The following is a 22,197-nucleotide window of genomic DNA, read 5'->3' as shown; positions in this document are numbered from 1 at the left end:
CCCACCGTCCGATGTTCGATGCCCCCGCGACCGCCGTCCCTCGTCCTGGCCTGCCTGCTGGCTGCCTGCGCCACCGCGCCCGTGGGCGCACGTCCGGGCGTGGGCGCGGCCACCACGCTGCGGATCGGGGTACGGATCATCGCCGACTGCCACGGTGCCGGGGCGCGCGACATCAGCTGCCGGCCGGCCCGGCAGCGCAGCGATGACACGCGCCCGGTACCTGCCCAGGTCGCGGCATTGAGTCCCGCCCTCAAGGCCACGGACCGCCCCGTCCCGGTCACCGTGACCTACTGATGCGCTGGCTGCTGGCCCCCTTGCTGGCGGTGGTGGGCATCCTGCCGGTGCGGGCCCTGGAGATCCGCCCGGTCAGCGTCTCGGTCCCGGCGGGCACCTCGCATGCCGAGGTGTGGCTGGAAAACACCGGAAACACGCCCTGGGATGGCCAGGCCCGCCTGTACCGCTGGGAGCAGGCCGGCGACCAGGAGCGCCTGCTGCCCACCGGCGGGGTCGCGGTCAGCCCCGTCCATCTCACCCTCGCTCCAGGCCAGGGCCAGCGGGTGCGCGTGGTCCGGCTTGGCGGCGCCCCCGACGTCGTCCAGCAGGCCTATCGGCTGGTGCTCAGCCCCGGGCCGGATGCGTCGGCGGGAACCGCGCGCTATTCCCTGCCGGTGTTCCTCGAGCCGCAGGCGGTGGCGCCCCGCTCGCGGCTGCGGGTGGCGATCGCCGGCGGCACCGGCGCCCCGCTGCTGCGGCTGTACAATGACGGCGCGGCACACGCCCACCTCGCCGATCTGGCGTTCGTGGATGCCCAAGGCCGGCGACACGGCCTGATCGACGGGCTGGCGGGATATGTCCTGCCGCACAGCGCCCGCAGCTGGACCCTGCCGTTTCGCCCGGATGGCTATGCCGGCGGCCGCTTCCAGGCCCGCCTGGACCACGCCGCAGAGGCCGCCCTGCCCTCCGGACCGCCCGAGATTGCGGCACCGGCACAAGCCGGGCTATAATCGACCGGATCTCCTGCCTCATCGAAGCAGGAAACACGTCAACACCGGACGTCACCGGTGAATCCACACCTGCCGCCCATATCCGTGCCGGGGTGCTCCGCAAGGAGTTCGGTCACGGAAGCGACAGGGAAGCCAAACCCCGGAACCACCCGCCTTGCGGCGGACCGCCCAACTATTACCCGTGGCGGCCGGTTCCCTATCAGGAGTTACTGCAATGCCCCAGGTCACCATGCGTCAGATGCTGGAAGCCGGCGTCCATTTCGGCCACCAGACCCGTTACTGGAACCCCAAGATGGGCCAGTACATCTTCGGCGCCCGCGGCAAGATCCACATCATCAACCTGGAAAAGACCGTTCCGCTCTTCAATGACGCGATGAACTTCATTTCCAGCGTTGCGCAGAAGCGCGGCACCATCCTGTTCCTGGGCACCAAGCGCAGCGCCCGCGAGTCGATCCGTGAAGAAGCCGAGCGTTGCGGCATGCCCTTCATGAACCAGCGTTGGCTGGGCGGCACCCTGACCAACTTCCGTACCGTGAAGCAGTCGGTTGCCCGCCTGAAGGAACTGGAAGCCGGTGAGACCGACGGCAGCTTCGAGAAGCTGGTCAAGCACGAAGTGCTGGGCCTGCGTCGCGAGCGCGACAAGCTGGAAGCCTCGCTGGGCGGCATCAAGGACATGAACCGTCTGCCCGACGCGATCTTCGTCATCGATATCGGCCACGAAGACATCGCCATCAAGGAAGCCAAGAAGCTCGGCATCCCGGTGATCGCTGTCGTCGATACCAACTACAACCCGGAACTGGTCGATTACGCGATCCCGGGCAACGATGACGCCATCCGCGCCGTGCAGCTGTACGCCCGCGCCGCTGCCGACGCCGTGCTGGAAGGCAAGGCTGCTGCTCCGCACGCCGCCACCGTCCGTGAAGAAGAGTTCGCCGACGCTGCCGCCACCGAAGAAGCCAAGCCGGCCCGCCGCGCTCCGGCCAAGAAGGCTGCTGCCGCTCCGGCCGCCGCTGAAGCCCCGGCTGCTGAAGCTCCGGCTGCCGACGCTCCGGCCGCTGGCGAAGCCCAGGCCTGATCCAGGCCCACGGTGGGCGCAGCGCGCCCACCGTTCCTGTCCGCAGCCGATGGCGCGACGACAGGACACTGTCATACGGGCCGGCCACCATGCCGGCCCAACCCCTTTCTTTCGTGAGGAAATCCCGTGGAAATCACTGCTTCCCTGGTCAAGGAACTGCGCGAGCGCACTGGCGCCGGCATGATGGAGTGCAAGAAAGCACTCGTCGAAAACGGCGGCAACATCGACGCCTCGGCCGAATGGCTGCGCAAGTCCGGCCTGGCCAAGGCCGACAAGAAGGCTGACCGCGTGGCTGCCGAAGGCATCATCGTGGCAGCCCAGGACGGCGGCAAGGCCGTGCTGGTCGAAGTCAACTCCGAAACCGACTTCGTCGCCAAGGACAGCAACTTCCTGGACTTCACCAAGGCTGTCGCCGGCACCGCGCTGAGCTCGGGCGCTGCCGACATCGACACCCTGAAGGCCGCCAAGCTGCCGTCCGGCGAGTCGATCGAAGAAGCCCGCGCCGCCGTCATCGCCAAGGTCGGCGAGAAGGTCGACGTGCGTCGCATCGTGCGCCTGGAATCGACCAACAACGTCGCTGCCTACGTGCACGGCGGCCGCATCGGCGTGCTGGTTGAACTGGCCGGTGGCAGCGAAGAGCTGGCCCGTGGCCTGGCCATGCACGTGGCTGCCATGAACCCGCCGCACAACAAGGCGGCCGATGTGCCGGCCGAGTTCGTCGCCAAGGAAAAGGAAATCGAACTGGCCAAGATGTCCGACAAGGACAAGTCCAAGCCGGCCGATATTCTGGAAAAGATCATCAGCGGCAAGATCGCCAAGATCGTCAACGAAGTGACCCTGTACGGCCAGCCGTACGTGCTGGACACCAACCAGTCGGTCGAGCAGGTCCTGAAGGCCGCCGGTGCCGAAGTGGTCGGCTTCCAGCGCCTGGCGGTCGGCGAAGGCATCGAGAAGGTGGTGGAAGACTACGCCGCCGAAGTGATGAAGCAGGCCGGCCTGGCCTGATCCATCGCAGGACTGCCGCAACGCAGTCACTGTACGACGAAAAAGCCCGGCTTGCGCCGGGCTTTTTTCATGCCTAGGGGGCTTGCAGGGCTGGACTCAACCCTTGGCCTGGAAGGTGACTTCCTCGTAGGGCTGCACCACCACCCAGCCTTCACCGGCGAACCGCATCTGCAGGCTCTCGCCCGAGCCGCGGCCGAGCAGCGTCCCCAGCGAAATGTCGGTGACCAGCTCCGGGGTCAGGGTGCCGGCCCAGGCCACGGTGGCATTCGGATCGGTGAAGATCGGCCCCGTCCGGGCATTGACCGGCAGGGTCAGCGGTTCGTAGTGCGAGGTGATCGCCACGATACCGTGGCCACTCAGACGGATGTTGAACAGTCCCCCGGAGAGCATGCCTGCGACCTTGCGCATCATCGTGATCTTCGACTGCACGCCGGACTCGAACGCCAGCACATCATTGCCATTGACGAAGATCGATTCCCCGGCCAGGCGCAGCAGGGTGATCTGCTTGCCGGCATCGGCCAGGTAGACGCGGCCCTGACCTTCAGCCTTCATCAGCTTCAGCCCTTCGCCGCTGGCCATCTTTTTCAACAGCGTGCCCAACCCCTGCTCCAGGATGCCTTCGCGGGTGAACTTGACCGCGCCCTTGCGCGCGACCATGGCGCCGGACTTGGCCCAGACCATGCCGTCCAGACGGACTTCCAGCAGATGCGGATTCTCCAGCTCGAAGGCGTCGGCACTGACATCCTTTTCCTGGGTGGTGGCGAGGAACTGCTCGAGGGTACGTACGGTCATTGCGCTGGACTGCCATGGGGACGGGAGCGCGATGGTAGCCTCCCGGCGTTGCAAAGGGTGACGGAGCCGGACGTGCATGTGCGCCATCCACCCGCCGAGACCCCTTCCGCATCCCTTCCTGCGATGGATGTGATACCAAGGCAGGCACCTGCCGTACTGCACGCGACGCCACCACTGGCTTTGCTTTGTGTGCCGGATCGGGGCAATACTCCCAAACCGATCTGCCGCGTCAACGCAAGAAATCAAGGACGAAACTGTGATGTACCTCAGGTATTCTTGCCCCAACATACTGAAAGCCCCGCCATGCCTCCCGAGCTGACAGCCGCCCTGGCGCTCTGCCGCAACCTGCCCTCCCCGCCCGGTATTGCCCTGCGCATCATCGAACTGGCGCAGGATCCGGAAGCGGACATCACCACCGCCGCCGACATCATCGCCATCGACATGGCGCTGAGCGCCCGCATGCTGCGCATCGCCAATTCGCCGCTGTATGCCAGCCGGCGCCGGATCGAGAACCTCGGCCAGGCGCTGACCATGCTCGGCCTCAACGCCACGGTCAGCCTCGCGCTGGGCTTCACCGTGACCCAGAACCTGACCGCGGCCGGCGACGGCCAGGACCTGCGTGAGCGCGCCTGGCGCCGCAGCATCCTCAGCGCACTGGCGGCCAGCCTGCTCGGCCAGGCCCGTGGCCTGCGCAAGGCCGAGGAGCTGATGCTGGCCGGCCTGCTGCAGGACATCGGCGTGCTGGCGCTCGCCCAGGCGCAACCGGACACCTACCTGCCGCTGCTGCGCCAGGCGACCGACAACGACGCCCTGGTCGCGCTGGAGCGCGAGCACCTGCAGTGCACCCATGCCGATGTCGGCGCGTGGGTCGCCGAAGAGTGGGGCCTGCCGCGCTACCTGGTGGACAGCATCGCGCACAGCGAATCGCCCGCCACCAGCGAAGACAATTTCCAGAACTGCGTGGCCCTGTCCGGCGCCGTGGCCGACATCTGGCTCGGCCCCGATGCGGATGCCGCGCGCGAACACGCCCTGCAGCAGGTGCACGACACGCTCGGACTGGACAGCGCCCAGTTCGACCAGGTGCTGGCCCGCATCGGCGAATCGCTGCCGGACATCAGCACGCTGTTCGAGACCCCGCTGTTCTCGCCGTCCCGCGTGCAGCAGCTGATCGACCACGCCCAGGAGCTGGCCACCCTGCGCAACCTGCGCGAGATGCAGGATGCCGCCCTGGCCCGCCAGCGTGCGGACGAATTCGAAGCCCGCGCCAACCGGCTGGCCGAACAGGCCCACCGCGATGCCCTGACCGGCGTACTCAACCGCCGCCAGCTCGAAGCCGTGCTCGAGCAGGAGTTCCTGCGCGCGACCCGGCATGGCTGGCCGCTGTCGGTCGCCTTCATCGATCTGGACGATTTCAAGAAGATCAACGACGCCCACGGCCACCTCATGGGCGACCAGGTGCTGCGCATGTTCGCCACGAAGCTGCAGGAGCAACTGCGCAACAGCGATACCGTGGCGCGCTTCGGGGGCGAGGAATTCATCGCGCTGCTGCCCAACACCACCGAGCCGGTCGCCCTTGAAGTCGTGCGGCGGGTGCTGGCCACCATCGTCAACACGCCGATGGCCGAGGCCGCCAGCGGCCCGCTGTTCGTCACCTTCTCGGCCGGCGTCGCTACCCAGGGTGGGTATGAACGTTTCGCCGATGTTCAGGACCTGCTCAAGGCCGCCGACGACGTGCTGTACCGCTCCAAGAACCTGGGCCGGAACCGCGTCATCGCCCGCTCGCCGAGCACCGCACCGGCCTGAGCCGGATGCGCGTGCGGGGCCGTGTCCGCGGCGCCCGCGGCGCCTCCATACGCCGCAGTGCAGCAAATTTATGCTGCCCGATGGCCCGGCTTCCAGTAGAATCCGGGCGTTTTCCACGCACCCAGAGATCGCCATGTCAAAGCTCGCCTATCGCCGCATCCTGTTGAAAGTTTCCGGGGAGGCGCTGATGGGAGACGAGGACTACGGCATCGACCCCAAGGTGATCCACCGCCTCGCCCGCGAGGTGATGGAAGCGCAGGCAGCCGGTGCCGAAGTGGCGCTGGTGATCGGCGGCGGCAACATTTTCCGCGGCGCCGGCCTGGCAGCTGGCGGCATGGACCGGGTCACCGGTGACCAGATGGGCATGCTCGCCACCGTGATCAACGCGCTGGCCATGCAGGACGCCCTGGAGAAGCTGGGCGCCAAGGCCCGCGTGATGAGTGCGATCAAGATCAACGACGTCTGCGAGGATTACATCCGTCGCCGCGCCATCCGCCACCTCGAAAAGGGCCGCCTGGTGATCTTCGCCGCCGGCGTCGGCAGCCCGTTCTTCACCACCGATTCCGGCGCCGCCCTGCGCGCGATCGAGATCGGCGCGGACCTGCTGCTGAAGGCCACCAAGGTCGACGGCGTGTACGACAAGGACCCGAACAAGTACAGCGATGCGGTCCGTTTCGACAGCCTGACCTACGACGAAGTGATCCGCCGCGGCCTGGAAGTGATGGATACGGCCGCCTTCGCGCTGGCCCGCGACAGCGATCTGCCGCTGCGCGTGTTCGACATGGGCCAGCCGGGCGAGCTGCTCAAGATCCTGCACGGCGACAACATCGGCACCCTGGTCCAGGGCCGCGACAACGCCTGAGCCTGAGCGGCGCCCCACGCCGGGCGCCCTGAACGGCCCGGAAAGGGTCGGTATTCGCCTATAATCGCCCGATTCCCAGTGACATCCAGGATTCGGGCGATGCTCAACGAAATCAAGCAGGACGCGCAGACGCGCATGGCAAAGAGCATCGATGCTCTGAAGCACACCCTTACCTCCATCCGCACCGGCCGTGCTTCCCCGGCCCTGCTGGATCGCATCACCGTCAAGGCCTACGGCACCGACACCCCCCTGAACCAGGTCGCCTCGATCAGCGTTTCCGAAGGCCACTCGCTGGTCATCACGCTGTTCGACAAGGGCATGATCAAGGACGTCGAGAAGGCGATCTATGCCTCCGACCTCGGCCTGACCCCGAACGTGGCCGGCACCGTCATCCGCCTGAACCTGCCGCCGCCGACCGAAGAGCGCCGCAAGGAGCTGGGCAAGCAGGTGCAGAAGGAAGGCGAAGGCGCCAAGATCGCCATCCGCAACATCCGGCAGGACGCCAACAAGGCGATCGCCAGCCTGATCAAGGACAAGGCGATCAGCGAAGACGACAAGAAGCGCGGCGAAGACGACATCCAGAAGCTGACCGACAAGTCCATCAAGGACGTCGATAGTGTTGTCGCCGAGAAAGAAAAGGAACTGATGGCGGTCTGAGCCCCATGTCCCAGGCCCCGACCAGCGGCTCTGCCGCGCCCATGCCGCGCCACGTCGCCATCATCATGGATGGCAACGGGCGCTGGGCACAGAAGCGTCGTCGCCCGCGCGTGATCGGCCATCGTGCCGGCGCGCGCGCGGTCAACCGCACCATCGATTTCTGCCTCGACAACGGCATCGCCGCGCTGACCCTGTTCGCCTTCTCCAGTGAGAACTGGGGCCGGCCGACCGACGAAGTCGATGCGTTGATGAAGCTGTTCCTCAATGCCCTCGACCGCGAAGTGGACGAGCTGCATCGCCGTGGCGTGCGCGTGCGTTTCATCGGCGAGCGCGAGCGTTTCGGCGCCGGCCTGGTCAGCCGCATGCAGCTGGCCGAGCAGCGCACGGCCGACAACCGCGCGCTCACCCTGAGCATCGCCGCCAGCTACGGCGGCCGCCAGGACATCGCCCGCGCCGCGCGCGAACTGGCTGCCGAGGTCGCGGCCGGCCGGCTGCTGCCCGAGCAGATCGACGAGGCCATGCTCAGCAGCCGCGTCGCCCTGGCCGACCTGCCGCCGCCGGACCTGTTCATCCGCACCGGTGGCGACACCCGCATCAGCAATTTCCTGCTCTGGCAGTTGGCCTACACCGAACTGTGGTTCACCGACGTACTGTGGCCCGAGTTCGATGCCGCCGTCCTGCAGCAGGCGATCGACGCCTATGCCTCGCGTGAACGCCGTTTCGGCCTGACCAGCGCCCAGATCGCCGCCTTGGCCACCGAGACCTCTTCCCCATGACCAAGACCCGAGTCATCGCCGCGCTGATCATGGCGCCGGTCGCCATCCTCGCCATCCTGATGCTGCCGACCCAGTGGCTGGCCGCCGCCGCGGCCGCCGTGTTCCTGATCGGCCTGTGGGAATGGCTGAAGCTGGCCGACGTCGAGGACACCCTCGCCCGCACCATCCTGCTGGTGCTGAACCTGGTGCTGATGGTGCTGATCGTGTGGGCCGATGCCGGCTCGCTGGTGCTGTACCAGATCGCCGCACTGGTCGGCATCGGGTGGTGGTTGCTGGCCCTGCTGTGGCTGCGCTTTTTCAACTTCGGCGCCAGCCCGAGCAGCCCGGCGCGTGCGCTCAAGCTGCTGGCCGGCACCCTGGCGATCGTCCCGGCCTGGGCTTCGCTGGTGCTCATCCATGCCAGCGGTGACAACGGCCACCTGTGGCTGCTGACGGCGCTGGCCGTGGTCTGGGCCGCCGATTCGGGCGCCTACTTCGCCGGCCGTACCTTCGGCCGCACCAAGCTGGCCCCGCGCATCAGCCCCAACAAGACCTGGGAAGGCCTGGGTGGCGGCATGGTCGCCGGCCTGATCGTGGCGCTGGGCTTCGGCTGGCTGGCCGGCATCGACAGCGGCCACCTGGTCGGCCTGGTGATCACCGCCGTGGTCACCGTGTTCGCTTCGGTCCTGGGCGATCTCTACGAGAGCCTGATCAAGCGGCACGCCGGTGCCAAGGACTCGGGGCACATCATCCCCGGCCATGGCGGCGTGCTCGATCGTATCGATGGCGTGCTCGCCGCCCTGCCGGTGTTCGCACTCGGCAAGGAAATCTTCGGGTTCTAACCATGGCCAGCGCTTCCGCCCCCCGCCAGGTCGCCGTGTTCGGCGCCACCGGTTCCATCGGCGCATCCGCGCTGGATGTGATCGCACGCCATCCGGACCGCTACCAGGTCACCGTGCTGGCCGCCGGCCGCCAGGTCGATGCGCTGGTCACGCTGTGCGCCACGCACCGTCCGGCCCACGCGGTGATCGCCGACGCGTCGCTGTATGCCGCCCTGCGCGACGGCCTGCGTGACGCCGGCCTGGCCACCCAGGCCCATGCGGGCGCTGCGGCACTGGACCAGCTGGCCGCCAGCGATGTCTGCGACACCCTGGTCGCGGCAATCGTCGGCGCCGCCGGGCTGTCCTCGACCCTGGCCGCGGCCGCGGCCGGCAAGCGCATCCTGCTGGCCAACAAGGAATCGCTGGTGCTGGCCGGCGAACTGCTGATGCGCCAGGCCGCCGCCGCAGGGGCCGAGATCATCCCGATCGACAGCGAGCACAGCGCGATCTTCCAGTGCCTGCGGTCGCGCGACGCGAGCCTGGACGGGGCCGGCGTCCGCCGGATCATCCTGACCGCGTCCGGGGGGCCGTTCCGTGGCCGTACCCGCGAACAGCTCGCCCAGGTGACCCCGGCCCAGGCCGTGGCCCACCCGAAGTGGTCCATGGGCCCGAAGATCTCGGTCGATTCGGCGACGTTGATGAACAAAGGGCTGGAAGTCATCGAGGCGCACCACCTGTTCGGCGTCCCCGGCGAGCGCATCGACGTGCTGGTCCACCCGCAGAGCCTGGTCCATTCACTGGTCGAATTCGTCGACGGCTCGACCCTGGCCCAGATGGGCCTGCCGGACATGCGCACCACGCTGGCCGTGGGCCTGGGCTGGCCGCAGCGGATCGAATCCGGGGTCGGCGGGCTGGATCTGCTGACCCAGGGCCGGCTGGATTTCGAAGCGCCGGACACCGAGGCCTTCCCGTGCCTGAGGCTCGCCTGGCAGGCCATGGCGGCCGGCGGCACCGCCCCGGCGATCCTCAATGCGGCCAATGAAGTCGCTGTTTCAGCGTTTCTTCAGGGGCGGGCAGCTTTCCTTGCCATTCCCGCGCTGGTCGCTAACGCTCTGTCAACACTGTCGACCGAGTCCGCCGATACACTGGAGGGCCTGCTGACCGCCGATCAGCGCGCCCGCCAGATCACCCAAGCCGCCATCGACCACGCCTGAATGCCCCACACGCCCTCTTACAGTGCTGATCACCATGGGTGATTTCATCGGATCCGTCTGGTGGATGATCGTCAGCCTTGGCCTGCTGGTGACCTTCCACGAGTTCGGTCATTACTGGGTCGCCCGCCGTTGCGGGATCAAGGTGCTGCGCTTCTCTGTCGGTTTCGGCAAGCCGCTGTGGTCGCGCCGCAACCGCGCCGGCACCGAATTCGCGATCGCCGCCATCCCGCTGGGCGGCTACGTGAAGATGCTCGATGAACGCGAGGTCGAGGTACACCCGGCCGAGCGCGGCCAGGCCTTCAACCACAAGACCGTGTGGCAGCGGATCGCGGTGGTCGCCGCGGGTCCGGCCGCCAACCTGATCCTGTGCATCGCCCTGCTCTGGGCGATGTTCGTGATCGGCAAGCAGGATTATTCGGCCACCATCGGCCGTACCACGGGCATGGCCCAGATCGCCGGGCTGCAGTCGGGCGACCGCGTGGTCAAGGTGGATGGCCGCAGCGTGGCCACCGCCGGTGAAGCCAGCATGGCGCTGACCACCGCGGCGATGGATCGTCACGATGCCAAGGTCGAGGTCCTGGACGGCCTGGACCAGGTGCAGACCCGCACCCTGCCCCTCTCGCAGCTGCCGGCCGGCTTCGATGAACGCCGTGTTCCCCAGCTGACCGGGCTGAGCTGGCAGTTCTGGCTGCAGCCGGCGCTGGTCGACAAGGTCCTGCCCGAGGCGGCCGCCCAAGGCGTGCTGCTGCCGGGCGACCTGATCGTGGCCGTGGACGGCCAGCGCATCGAAGGCGCCGACCAGGTCCCGGCGCAGATCGCCGCGCTGGGCCAGCGCGGCGGCCCCGGCATGATCGACGTCCTGCGCGGCGGCGAGCGGCTGGCGCTGGAGATAACCCCCCGCCAGGGCGTGGACGGCCGCGGCCAGCCCACCTGGCAGATCGGCATCGGCTTCCCCGAGAGCCATGCCCCGGCGTATGACGCCGAACTCAAGTTCGGGCCGTTTGCGGCGGTCCCGGTGGCCCTGCGTGAAACCGCCCGGATGGCGGGCGATTCGCTGGGCATGATGCGCCGCATCGTCACCGGCAACGCCTCGCTGCAGAACATCTCCGGGCCGGTCACCATTGCCCGGGTCGCCAATGTCTCGGCCAAACGCGGCCTGGACTGGTTCCTGTATTTCCTGGCCCTGCTGTCGCTGAGCCTGTGCATCATCAACCTGTTGCCCATCCCCATCTTGGACGGCGGGCACCTGCTGTATTACCTTATCGAGTTGGTCAAGGGCAGCCCGCTGAGCGAGCGCGCCATGGCTGCCGGGCAGTATGTGGGCCTGGCGCTGCTGGCCGGGCTGATGGGATTGGCGTTCTACAACGACATCCTCGGCCTGGTCCCGCGATGAACTTTTTTCCTTTTGTCGTCGTCTTATGCGCCGGCATCCCGCAATGTTGAAATCGACTCCAACCGGACGTGACATGACGCGACTCCCCAATCGCCGCCTGCTGGCCCTCGCACTCGTTGCCGGTTTCGGCGCGCCCGCCCTGGCGCAGGCAGCCGAGCCCTTCACCGTCAGCGACATCCGCGTGGATGGTCTGCAGCGCATCACCTCCGGTACCGTGTTCACCTACCTGCCGGTGGAACGTGGCGACACCATCACCGACAACAAGGTCGGTGAAACCATCCGTGCGCTGTACAAGACCGGCTTCTTCGAAGACGTCCAGCTCAACCGCCAGGGCGACATCCTCGTGGTCACGGTCAAGGAACGCCCGGCGATCAACAAGTTGACCGTCACCGGCAACAAGGACATCAAGAGCGACCAGCTGCTCAAGGGCCTGAGCGACATCGGCCTGACCGAGGGCGGCACCTTCGATCGCCTGAGCCTGGACCGCGTGACCCAGGAACTGCGCCGCCAGTACAACGACCGTGGCAAGTACAACGTGGACATCACCCCGACGGTGAGCCCGCTGGACCGCAACCGCGTCGACATCGCCATCGCGATCAAGGAAGGCAAGGCCGCCAAGATCCAGCACGTCAACCTGGTCGGCACCGAGAAGTTCCCGGCCAAGGACATCCTGGAAACCTGGGAATCCAAGGAGCACAACTGGGCTTCGTGGTACCGCCGCGATGACCAGTACTCCAAGGAAAAGCTGTCCGGCGACCTGGAAAAGCTCAACGGCTGGTACCTGGACCGCGGCTACGTGGACTTCAGCATCGACTCCACCCAGGTCTCGATCAGTCCCGACAAGCGCGACATGTTCATCACCGCCGGCGTGACCGAGGGTGAGCAGTACAAGATCTCAGAGATCAAGGTCACCGGCGACACCATCCTCCCGCAGGAAGATGTCGAGCGCATGGTGATCCAGAAGTCCGGCGACACGTTCTCGCGTGCGCTGCTGGAATTCAGCTCGGACCAGATCACCAATTCGCTGTCCAACATCGGCTACGCGTTCGCCAAGGTGAACCCGATCCCGACCAGCAACCGTGCCGACCGCACGGTGGCCATCAACATGCAGGTCGTTCCCGGCCCGCGCGTGTCGGTGCGCCGCATCACCTTCAAGGGCAACACCCGCACCTCGGACGAAGTGCTGCGTCGTGAAATGCGCCAGTTCGAGAACAGCTGGTACTCGCAGGCCGCGATCGACCGTTCCAAGATCCGTCTGCAGCGCCTGGGCTACTTCGAATCGGTGGACGTGGAAACGCCGCCGGTCACCGGCAGCAACGACCAGGTCGACGTGGTCTACAACGTCAAGGAAACCACCTCGGGCAGCTTCGTGTTCGGCCTGGGCTACTCGCAGTCCTACGGCATGACCACTTCGGTGCAGCTGTCGCAGAACAACTTCCTCGGCGGCGGCAACCGCGTGTCGGTCGAAGCGTCGCGCAGCAGCTACCTGCAGCGTTACGGCTTCTCCTACACCAACCCGTACTTCACCGATGACGGCGTCTCGCTAGGCTACAACCTGTCCTGGCGCGAACTGGATTACTCCGACTTCAACACCGCGCAGTACAACAGCACCAACGGTGCCGCGCAGGTGGTGTTCGGCGTGCCGATCACCGAGAACGACACCGTCTCGCTGATGGTGGGCATCGACAGCAACCAGATCACCACCTACCAGGGCTCGACCCCGCAGGCGATCATCGATTACATCGACGCCATCGGCCAGCGCACGTTCCATTCGTGGCGCACCGAGCTGGGCTGGGCGCGCGACACCCGCAACGACTACTTCATGCCGACCCGCGGTACCTACCAGCGCGTCGGCCTGGAAACCACGCTGCCGGGTTCGACCGTCGAGTACTACAAGCTGAACTACCAGTTCTCCAAGTACTGGCCGATCATCCCGCAGCTGGTCATCAACACCCGCGCCGAAGTCGGCTACGGCGACAGCTACGGCAATGACACCACCCGCGTGATCACCAACCCGGATGGCAGCACCCGCGTGGTCACCGCGACGGGCCTGCCGTTCTACGAGAACTTCTACGCCGGTGGTACCAACTCGGTACGTGGTTTCGAGGACAACACCCTCGGCCCGCGTTCGGAACCGACCCTGAGCTACAACCGCGGCCAGCCGCTGGGTGGCTCGCTGAAGACCGTCGGTTCGGTCGAAGCCTACTTCCCGCGCCTGTTCGACAGCCCGTCGGCCCGCATCTCGGCCTTCGTGGACTTCGGCAACGTCTACACCGGCGTGGACAACTTCAAGGCCAACGAGCTGCGCGTGTCCACCGGTGTGGCCCTGCTGTGGCGCGCCCCGGTCGGCCCGATCTCGATCAGCTACGCCTTCCCGCTCAAGAAGGAAGATGGCGACGAAGTCGAGCGCCTGCAATTTACGTTTGGCGGCCAATTCTGAGAATTGACCACCAAACGTACCCAAGGTTTGCGTCGCAAACCTCGGGGCCTGTCCTGCCTCCTTAACCCCGCGCCTGTCGGCGCGCCCCCTTCAACAAGAAGGGGGCTCTCCACCAGACGCGGTACGCATTCGCCGGGCTTTGCCCGGCGTTTTCGTTTTGGGGTTGGGACCGATCGGGGGAAAGGTTTTAGCTTCGGGTAGGTGCCGACCGTTGGTCGGCACGAACGTCCGGGATCAATGCGAGCCGGCCAGCGGCCGGCACTACCCTGCCGCGCGCGCGTTGAACCGTCGGGGGTCGTGGCGGGTAGCCCCGGATGCGCCACGCCGCAGCAAACCGACCAAGACACCCCAAAGCCCCCGCCCCGCATGACCGTTTCGGCAGCACACGGTAAACTCCCCCGGTGAACACTCCTACCTATACCGCCCAGCAACTCGCCGAGCAGTTTGGCCTGCAGGTCCATGGTGATGGCAGCACTGCCATCCATGGCGTGGCTACGCTCGCCCATGCCGGCCCCGGCCAGCTCACCTTCCTGGCCAACCCGCGCTACCGCGCGCAGCTGGCCGACAGCCAGGCCGCGATCGTCGTGCTGCGCGCCGAGGATGCCGAGGCCGCGCCGGGCGCCGCCCTGGTCGCCAAGGACCCGTACACCACGTTCGCCAAGATCGCCGCCCTGTTCGACATCGCACCGCCGCGCGCCCCGGGCATCCACCCCAGCGCCTGCATCGATCCGGACGCACAGGTCGCCGCCAGCGCCCACATCGGCCCGTTCGTGACCATCGGCGCCCGCAGCGTCGTCGGCGAGAACTGCATCGTCGGCCCCGGCAGCATCATCGGTGAAGACTGCACCCTGGAAAACGGCTGCGAACTGATCGCCCGCGTGACCCTGGTCACCCGCGTCAAGCTCGGCAAGCGCGTGCGCATCCATCCCGGCGCCGTGCTCGGCGCCGACGGGTTCGGCCTGGCCATGGATGCCGGCCACTGGATCAAAGTGCCCCAGCTCGGCGGCGTGCGCATCGGCGACGACTGCGAGATCGGCGCCAACACCTGCGTCGACCGTGGCGCGCTGGAAGATACCGTCCTCGAGAACGACGTGCGCCTGGACAACCTCGTGCAGGTCGCCCACAACGTACAGATCGGCGCCCACTCGGCCATCGCCGGCTGCACCGGCATCGCCGGCAGCGCCAAGATCGGCCGCTACTGCCTGCTCGGCGGTGCCGTCGGCGTCGTCGGCCACCTGGAAATCTGCGACAAGGTCGTCATCACCGGCAAGTCGGTGGTGCGCAACTCCATTCACGAGCCGGGCGAGTACTCCTCCGGTACCCCACTGACCGACAACCGCACGTGGCGTAAAAACGCCGCGCGCTTCAAGCAGCTCGATGCGCTCGCCCGGCGCATCCTGTCTGTGAGCAAGGAGAAGGAATGAGCAACAACCAGAATCTGCCGGACATCAACCAGATCCAGCAGTTGATCCCGCACCGCTATCCGTTCCTGCTGGTGGACAAGGTGATCTCGCTCGATTTCGAGAACCGGAAGATCGTCGCCACCAAGAACGTCAGCATCAACGAGCCGTTCTTCCAGGGCCACTTCCCGGGCCAGCCGATCATGCCCGGCGTGCTGATCATCGAAGCCATGGCGCAGGCCGGCGGCGTGCTGACCCAGCTCACCCTGGGCCGCGATGCGCAGTCCAAGCTGTTCTACATGGTCAAGGTCGACAAGGCCCGCTTCAGCAAGCAGGTCGTGCCCGGCGACGTGCTGGAGATGCACGTGGAGATCAAGCGCGTGATCCGCAACATGGCGGTGTACGACTGCGTGGCCAAGGTCGATGGCGAGATCGTCGCCTGCGCCGAAGTGCTGTGCGCCGGCACCCGCGAATGATCCAGGCAGGAGGACTGCAATGAGCGACAACGCCCCTCTCATCCACCCCACCGCGGTCATCGACCCGTCGGCGACGCTGGCTGCGGATGTGCGCGTGGGTGCGTTCTGCCTGATCGGCGCGGACGTGGAGATCGGTGCCGGCACCGAGATCGGTCCGCACTGCTCGATCCATGGCCCGACCCGGATCGGCCGCAACAATCGTTTCATCGGCCATGCCGCGATCGGCGGCGAGCCGCAGGACAAGAAGTACAAAGGCGAGCGCACCGAACTGGTGATCGGCGATGACAACGTCATCCGCGAATTCGTCACCATCAACCGCGGCACCGTCGGTGGCGGCGGCGTCACCACGGTCGGCAACGACAACTGGATGCTGGCCTACACCCACGTCGCGCACGACTGCCACGTCGGCGACCACTGCGTGTTCTCCAACAACACCACGCTGGCCGGCCACGTCACCGTCGGCGACTACGTGATCATCAGCGGCTTCGCCGGTGCCCACCAGTTCTGCCGCATCGGTGCCCACGCCTTCCTCGGCATGGGTGCTCTGACCAACGGCGACGTCCCGCCGTTCACCATGGTCGGCAGCGACACCCTGGGCCGCCCGCGCGGGATCAACAGCGAAGGCCTCAAGCGCCGCGGCTTCGATGCCGAGCGCATCGCCAGCATCAAGCGCGCCTACCGCACCCTGTACGTGGCCGGCCTGCCGCTGGCCGAGGCCAAGGTGCAGCTGGCCGAACAGGCCACCCACAGCGCCGACGTGAAGGACCTGCTGGACTTCATCGAAAGCGCCGAGAGGCCCCTGCTGCGATGACGGGTCCAGGCGGGCACACCCCGGGCATCACGACCGCCGAGATCATTCCGCTCGCCGCGATGGCGACCAGCGTCGAACAGACGCTGGCCGTGCGCACCTCCGACCGGCCGGTGCGGATCGCCCTGGTCGCCGGTGAAGCCTCCGGCGACCTGCTCGGTGCCGGCCTGGTCCGCGAACTTCGCCTGCGCTTCCCCCATGCCGAATTCGCCGGCATCGGCGGCGATGCCATGCGCAGCGCCGGCTGCCAGACCTGGTTCGACGCCAGCGAACTGGCGGTGATGGGGCTGACCGAAATCCTCCGCCACCTGCCGCGCCTGCTCAAACTGCGTCGCGAGTTCCGCGCGCGCGCACTGGAGTGGCAGCCGGACGTGTTCATCGGCATCGACGCACCCGACTTCAACCTCGGCGTGGAGCGCTGGCTGAAGGACCGCAGCATCCGCACCGTCCACTACGTCAGCCCCTCGGTCTGGGCCTGGCGCGAGAAGCGTGCCGAGAAGATCGGTGCCAGCGCCGACCTGGTGTTGTGCCTGTTCCCGATGGAACCGCCGATCTACGCCAGGCACGGCGTCGATGCCCGCTTCGTCGGCCACCCGATGGCCGATGACATTCCCCTGCACAACGACCGCGAAGAAGCGCGTGCCGAGCTCGGCCTGCCCTCCAACGCGAAGGTGCTGGCGGTACTGCCCGGCAGCCGCCTGGGTGAAATCAGCAAGCTCGGCGAACCGTTCTTCGAAGCCGCCTGGCAGGTTTCCGAACGCATCCCCGGCCTGCACGTGGTGGTCCCGGCCGCCAACGCCGCCTGCCGCCAGCTGATCAGCGAACAGCTCTCCGCCTCGGCCCTGCCGGTCGCGCACTCGCACCTGCTCGACGGCAACGCGCGTACCGCGATGATCGCCGCCGACGTGGTCGTGCTCGCCTCGGGCACCGCCACGCTGGAGACCATGCTGGTCAAACGCCCGATGGTGGTCGGCTACCGCGTCGCCGAACTGACCTACCGCATCGTCAAGGCGCTGGGCCTGCTCAAGGTCGACCGCTTCGCCCTGCCCAACATCCTGGCCGGCAAGGACCTTGCCCCGGAACTGATGCAGCACGACTGCACCCCGGACAAACTGGCCGCCGCCATCCTGCAGTGGTTCGATCACCCGCAGCGCGTGATCGATCTGCAGGGCACCTACGAGCGCCTGCACCTGCAGCTGCGCCGCGATGCCTCCGCACGCGCCGCCGATGCCGTCACCGACCTGCTCGAACGCGGCCCCCACCGCAACCGCGCCGCATGAGCCGCCGTCACGCCGCAGCCGCCTCGCTGGCCCTGTTCGACGGCGCTGCCCTGGCCACCGTCGCCCCGCGCTACGTCGCCGGCGTCGATGAAGCCGGCCGCGGCCCGCTGGCCGGCCCGGTCGCGGTCGCCGCCGTGGTGTTCTGCCCCGACCGCCCGCGCCTCAACGGCCTGGACGACTCCAAGCAGCTCACCGCCGCCCGCCGCGACCAGCTCTACGACAGGATTCTCGACCGTGCCCTGGCCTGGCACGTGGTGATGGTGGACGTCGGCGAAATCGACGCGCTCAACATCTACCAGGCCACGATGCTCGGCATGCGCCGCGCCGTCGAAGGCGTCGCCCACGTCGCCCAGTTCGCCCGCATCGACGGCAACGTCGTCCCCAAGGGCCTGCCCTGCCCGGCCCAGGCGCTGATCGGCGGCGACGCCCTCGACCGCGCCATCATGGCCGCTTCGATCCTGGCCAAGGTCAGCCGCGACCGCTTCATGCAGTCGCTGCACGATACGCACCCCGAGTACGGCTTCGACCAGCACAAGGGCTACGGCACCCCCGCCCACCTCGCGGCCCTGCGCAGCCACGGCCCCTGCCCCCAGCACCGCCGCAGCTTCGCCCCCGTGCGCGCGTGCCTGGACGCCGACCGCAGCAGCGTTCCCGCCTGAGTGATGCTGTTGCCGGGCACAGCCCGGCACGGCCCCAGCGCATGACGGCTGCGACGGGAAACCTGAACCCCACCGCCAACCCGCGCCCCCGCAACACCCCTGTCAAGCCTTGTTCGCGTGCACCGCCACGGCTACCCTGACCGGGCATCACATTGGTTCGGCATGTCCACTTCCCGTTTCGTACATCTCCACGTCCACACCGAATTTTCGCTGGCGGATTCGACCATCCGTGTCCCGGCGAAGCCGGATCAGGCTGACCCGAAGAAAGCCAAGCAGGCCAACCTGCTCAGCCGCGCGGTCGAACTGAAACTGCCTGCCCTGGCCGTGACGGACCTCAACAACCTGTTCGCGCTGGTCAAGTTCTACAAAGCCGCCGAAACCGTGGGCATCAAGCCCATCGCGGGCGCCGACATCATGATCGCCGAAGAAGGCATGACGCCCTGGCGCATGACCCTGCTCTGCCGCGACCGCGAAGGCTACCTCAGCCTCTCCAGGCTGCTGACCCGCGCCTGGATGGAAGGCCATCGCCCCGAAGGCGGCGTCGCCGTCCACCCGGACTGGCTCAAAGCCGGTTGCCACAACCTGTTCGCACTGGCCGGGCGTGACAGCCTCGCCGGCCGCCTAGCCGGTGACGGCCGCCACGACCTGGCCGAGCAACAGCTCGCCGACTGGCAGCGCGTGTTCGGCGATGGCCTGCACCTGGAACTGACCCGCACCGGCCGTGACGGCGAAGAAGCCTTCAACCAGTTCGCCCTGCAGGCCGCCGGCCAGCGCGGCCTGCCGGTGATCGCCAGCAACGACGTGCGCTTCCTGCAGCCGGAAGACTTCAACGCGCACGAAGCGCGCGTCTGCATTTCCTCCGGCCGCGTGCTGGACGATCCCAAGCGTCCGCGCGACTACAGCGACCAGCAGTACCTCAAGTCCGCCGAGGACATGTGCGCGCTGTTCGCCGACATCCCCGACGCGATCGACAACACGCTCGCGCTGGCCGAACGCTGCAACATCGAAATGCGCCTGGGCACCTACTTCCTGCCCAACTATCCGGTCCCCGAGGACGAAACCCTCGACAGCTGGATCTGCAGCGAATCGCGCAAGGGCCTGGAAGCACGCCTCGAAAAGAATCCGCTGGCACCGGGCAAGACCCGCGCCGATTATTTCGAGCGCCTCGAATTCGAACTGGCCACCATCATCAAGATGGGGTTCCCCGGCTACTTCCTGATCGTGGCCGACTTCATCCAGTGGGGGAAGAACCAGGGCATTCCGATTGGTCCCGGCCGTGGTTCCGGTGCCGGCTCGCTGGTCGCCTGGGCGCTGCAGATCACCGATCTGGATCCGATCCCGTACAACCTGCTGTTCGAGCGGTTCCTCAACCCCGAACGCGTGTCGATGCCCGACTTCGACATCGACTTCTGCATGGACCGCCGCGACGAAGTCATCGACTACGTCGCGCGTAAATACGGACGCGACCGCGTCAGCCAGATCATCACCTACGGCACCATGGCGGCCAAGGCCGTGGTGCGCGATTCCGGCCGCGTGCTGGGCTTCCCGTACGGCCTGGTCGACGGCGTTTCCAAGCTGATCCCCAACATCCTGGGCATTTCGCTCAAGGATGCGATGGGCGAAGGCAAGGATTCGGAGATGGCCTCGCCGGAGCTGATCCAGCGCTACCAGAACGAAGACGACGTCCGCGACCTGATCGACCTGGCACGCCAGCTCGAAGACCTCACCCGCAACGCCGGCAAGCACGCCGGTGGCGTGGTGATCGCACCGGAACCGCTGGCCGAATTCTGCCCGCTGTTCGCCGAACACGACGAAGGCGGCCGCGGCCGCAACCCGGTCACCCAGTTCGACAAGAACGACGTCGAAGAAGTCGGCCTGGTGAAGTTCGACTTCCTCGGCCTGCGCACGCTGACCATCATCGACTGGGCGGTCAAGGCGATCAACAAGCGCCACGAGCGCGCCGGCATCCCGCCGGTGGACATCACCGCGCTGCCGCTGGATGACGTGCCCACCTACAAGGACATCTTCGCCAACGGCAACACCGGCGCGGTGTTCCAGTTCGAATCCTCGGGCATGCGCCGCCTGCTGAAAGACGCGCGCCCCGACCGCTTCGAAGACCTCATCGCGCTGGTGTCGCTGTACCGCCCCGGCCCGATGGACCTGATTCCCTCCTTCAACGCGCGTAAGCACGGGCAGGAAGAAATCATCTACCCCGATCCGCGCACCGAAGCGATCCTGAAAGACACCTACGGCATCATGGTGTACCAGGAGCAGGTGATGCAGATGGCGCAGATCGTCGGCGGCTACTCGCTGGGCGGCGCCGATCTGCTGCGTCGTGCGATGGGCAAGAAGGTGCCGGCCGAAATGGCCAAGCACCGCGAAATCTTCCGCGAAGGCGCGGCCAAGGACGGTGTCGTCGAAGCCAAGGCCGACGCGATCTTCGACCTGATGGAGAAGTTCGCCGGCTACGGCTTCAACAAGTCGCACGCTGCCGCCTACGCGCTGGTCAGCTACCAGACCGCGTGGCTCAAGCGTCATTACCCGGCCGAGTTCATGGCCGCGACGCTGTCTTCGGACATGGACAACACCGACAAGGTGGTCGGCTTCCTCGCCGAAGTGCGCAACCTCGGCCTGACCGTGCTGCCGCCGCGCGTGAACGAATCGGCGTACATGTTCGAAGCCTCCAGCGCCGACACCATCGTGTACGGCCTGGGCGCGATCAAGGGCGTCGGCCAGGGCGCCTGCGAAGCGATCGTGGAAGAACGCCAGCGTGGCGGACGTTATGCGTCGTTGCTGGATTTCTGCATGCGCGCCGAATCCGGCAAGCTCAACCGCCGTACGCTGGAAGCGATGATCAACTGCGGCGCGATGGACGGCCTCGGCAAGAACCGCGCCTCGCTGATGCTGCAGCTGCCCGAGGTCCTCAAGGCCACGGACCAGATGGCGCGCGAGAAGGCCTCCGGCCAGAACTCGCTGTTCGGCGCGCCCGATCCGGTCAGCACGGCGATGCAGCTGGAGCTGCCCGAAGCCAAGGAGTGGGCGCTGGGCCAGCTGCTGGAAGGCGAGCGCGAAACGCTGGGCTTCTACCTCAGTGGCCATCCGTTCGATCCCTACGCCGATGACGTCAAGGAACTGGTCGGTACCGACCTGGGCAAGCTGGAGAAGTTGATCCCGCCGGCGCGTCCGAGCAAGGACGGCGAGAAGCGCGCCTGGCGCCAGGAAACCCCGGTGATCCTCGCCGGCCTGGTGGTCGGCGTGCGCCGCAAGGGCGAAAGCCAGATCTTCATGCAGCTCGAAGACGGCAAGGGCCGCGTCGAATGCAGCGCCTTCACCGATGGCCTGGCCGAGTTCGGCCACCTGATGACCAAGGACCGCATCCTGGTGGTCAAGGGCGGCCTGCGCGAAGACGAGTTCAACGGCGGCTACGCGCTGCGCATCCGCCAGGTCTGGGATTACGAAGACATCTGCGCGAACTACGCCACCCGCCTGTCGCTGCGGGTGGACCTGCGCCAGGACGGCGCGGTGTGGAACCGCATCAACGCCCTGCTCGACCGGCATCGCCCGGGCCGCACGCCGTTGCGCCTGGACCTGCTGCTCGGTTCGGAGCAGGGCGCGGTGGCCGGCATGCTCGACGTTGCCGGCGAGATCGCCGTGCGCGTGGACAGCCAACTGGTCGACGCCCTGCGCGCCGATCCCGCGGTGCGCACGGTGAAGGTGCGCTACAGCCCGCCGTGGGCGAACTGATCTTTTTTT

18 protein-coding genes and 1 pseudogene are annotated in these 22,197 nt (G+C 67.1%); 18 read left to right on the top strand and 1 reads right to left on the bottom strand.

What is annotated here, in order from left to right; translation table 11 throughout:
* Nucleotides 1-18 precede the first annotated feature (18 nt).
* The 4 genes from AB9O74_RS04995 (at nt 19) to tsf (ending at nt 3,084) form a co-directional block, all read left to right on the top strand.
* On the top strand, nt 19-294 hold the full coding sequence (locus tag AB9O74_RS04995) for a hypothetical protein (protein ID WP_369348647.1): 276 nt from the start codon (nt 19-21) through the stop codon (nt 292-294).
* A complete protein-coding gene (locus AB9O74_RS04990; RefSeq protein WP_369348646.1) occupies nt 294-1,004 on the top strand; it encodes a molecular chaperone in 711 nt (236 codons plus the stop codon). Before AB9O74_RS04995 ends, AB9O74_RS04990 begins: the two co-directional genes overlap by 1 nt.
* A gap of 214 nt (nt 1,005-1,218) precedes the next feature.
* Complete coding sequence (gene rpsB / locus AB9O74_RS04985) at nt 1,219-2,079, top strand: 30S ribosomal protein S2 (protein WP_346479449.1); 861 nt, start codon at nt 1,219-1,221, stop codon at nt 2,077-2,079.
* A gap of 126 nt (nt 2,080-2,205) precedes the next feature.
* A complete protein-coding gene (gene tsf / locus AB9O74_RS04980) occupies nt 2,206-3,084 on the top strand; it encodes a translation elongation factor Ts (protein WP_176989960.1) in 879 nt (292 codons plus the stop codon).
* A 96-nt stretch (nt 3,085-3,180) separates the two neighbouring features.
* Here tsf and AB9O74_RS04975 read toward each other — a convergent pair whose 3' ends face one another.
* Complete coding sequence (locus AB9O74_RS04975; protein ID WP_369348645.1) at nt 3,181-3,876, bottom strand: AIM24 family protein; 696 nt, start codon at nt 3,874-3,876, stop codon at nt 3,181-3,183.
* A 303-nt stretch (nt 3,877-4,179) separates the two neighbouring features.
* On the opposite strand from AB9O74_RS04975, the gene AB9O74_RS04970 reads away from it, so the two are divergent.
* The 14 genes and pseudogenes from AB9O74_RS04970 (at nt 4,180) to dnaE (ending at nt 22,188) form a co-directional block, all read left to right on the top strand.
* Nucleotides 4,180-5,679: a GGDEF domain-containing protein gene (locus tag AB9O74_RS04970; RefSeq protein WP_369348644.1), complete on the top strand. Its 1,500-nt coding sequence runs from the start codon at nt 4,180-4,182 to the stop codon at nt 5,677-5,679.
* Nucleotides 5,680-5,812: 133 nt separating this feature from the next.
* Nucleotides 5,813-6,541: a UMP kinase gene (gene pyrH / locus AB9O74_RS04965; protein WP_019184398.1), complete on the top strand. Its 729-nt coding sequence runs from the start codon at nt 5,813-5,815 to the stop codon at nt 6,539-6,541.
* A gap of 99 nt (nt 6,542-6,640) precedes the next feature.
* Nucleotides 6,641-7,198: a ribosome recycling factor gene (gene frr, locus AB9O74_RS04960; protein WP_123728764.1), complete on the top strand. Its 558-nt coding sequence runs from the start codon at nt 6,641-6,643 to the stop codon at nt 7,196-7,198.
* A gap of 41 nt (nt 7,199-7,239) precedes the next feature.
* Nucleotides 7,240-7,974 (top strand): polyprenyl diphosphate synthase, encoded by a 735-nt coding sequence (gene uppS / locus AB9O74_RS04955; protein ID WP_176990131.1) that lies wholly within the window; start codon nt 7,240-7,242, stop codon nt 7,972-7,974.
* Complete coding sequence (locus AB9O74_RS04950) at nt 7,971-8,795, top strand: phosphatidate cytidylyltransferase (RefSeq protein WP_176989963.1); 825 nt, start codon at nt 7,971-7,973, stop codon at nt 8,793-8,795. The genes uppS and AB9O74_RS04950 overlap by 4 nt, the downstream gene beginning before the upstream one ends.
* A gap of 2 nt (nt 8,796-8,797) precedes the next feature.
* Complete coding sequence (locus AB9O74_RS04945; protein ID WP_369348643.1) at nt 8,798-9,988, top strand: 1-deoxy-D-xylulose-5-phosphate reductoisomerase; 1,191 nt, start codon at nt 8,798-8,800, stop codon at nt 9,986-9,988.
* A gap of 34 nt (nt 9,989-10,022) precedes the next feature.
* The gene (gene rseP, locus AB9O74_RS04940) at nt 10,023-11,381 is read left to right on the top strand and encodes an RIP metalloprotease RseP (RefSeq protein ID WP_369348642.1); all 1,359 of its coding nucleotides are present in this window, start codon (nt 10,023-10,025) and stop codon (nt 11,379-11,381) included.
* A gap of 73 nt (nt 11,382-11,454) precedes the next feature.
* Nucleotides 11,455-13,821, top strand: coding sequence for an outer membrane protein assembly factor BamA (gene bamA / locus AB9O74_RS04935; RefSeq protein ID WP_176989966.1), 2,367 nt, complete (start codon nt 11,455-11,457; stop codon nt 13,819-13,821).
* Between the two features lie 401 nt (nt 13,822-14,222).
* The gene (lpxD, locus tag AB9O74_RS04930) at nt 14,223-15,245 is read left to right on the top strand and encodes a UDP-3-O-(3-hydroxymyristoyl)glucosamine N-acyltransferase (RefSeq protein WP_121041474.1); all 1,023 of its coding nucleotides are present in this window, start codon (nt 14,223-14,225) and stop codon (nt 15,243-15,245) included.
* Nucleotides 15,242-15,697 (top strand): 3-hydroxyacyl-ACP dehydratase FabZ, encoded by a 456-nt coding sequence (fabZ, locus tag AB9O74_RS04925; protein WP_019184406.1) that lies wholly within the window; start codon nt 15,242-15,244, stop codon nt 15,695-15,697. The genes lpxD and fabZ overlap by 4 nt, the downstream gene beginning before the upstream one ends.
* A gap of 19 nt (nt 15,698-15,716) precedes the next feature.
* Nucleotides 15,717-16,508: an acyl-ACP--UDP-N-acetylglucosamine O-acyltransferase gene (gene lpxA / locus AB9O74_RS04920; RefSeq protein WP_176989967.1), complete on the top strand. Its 792-nt coding sequence runs from the start codon at nt 15,717-15,719 to the stop codon at nt 16,506-16,508.
* 104 nt (nt 16,509-16,612) lie between these two features.
* Nucleotides 16,613-17,785 (top strand): annotated as a pseudogene (gene lpxB / locus AB9O74_RS04915) (lipid-A-disaccharide synthase); the annotation flags it as partial.
* Complete coding sequence (locus AB9O74_RS04910) at nt 17,782-18,444, top strand: ribonuclease HII (protein ID WP_176989969.1); 663 nt, start codon at nt 17,782-17,784, stop codon at nt 18,442-18,444. The pseudogene lpxB and the gene AB9O74_RS04910, both read left to right, overlap by 4 nt.
* A 162-nt stretch (nt 18,445-18,606) precedes the next feature.
* Nucleotides 18,607-22,188 (top strand): DNA polymerase III subunit alpha, encoded by a 3,582-nt coding sequence (gene dnaE / locus AB9O74_RS04905; RefSeq protein ID WP_369348641.1) that lies wholly within the window; start codon nt 18,607-18,609, stop codon nt 22,186-22,188.
* The last annotated feature ends 9 nt before the right edge of the window (nt 22,189-22,197 follow it).

This window comes from Stenotrophomonas sp. JAG2, from assembly GCF_041080745.1.
Lineage (GTDB): Bacteria > Pseudomonadota > Gammaproteobacteria > Xanthomonadales > Xanthomonadaceae > Stenotrophomonas > Stenotrophomonas maltophilia_AA.
The sequence above is the reverse complement of the archived record's forward strand: the minus strand, read 5'-3'. Positions and strand labels throughout refer to the sequence as shown.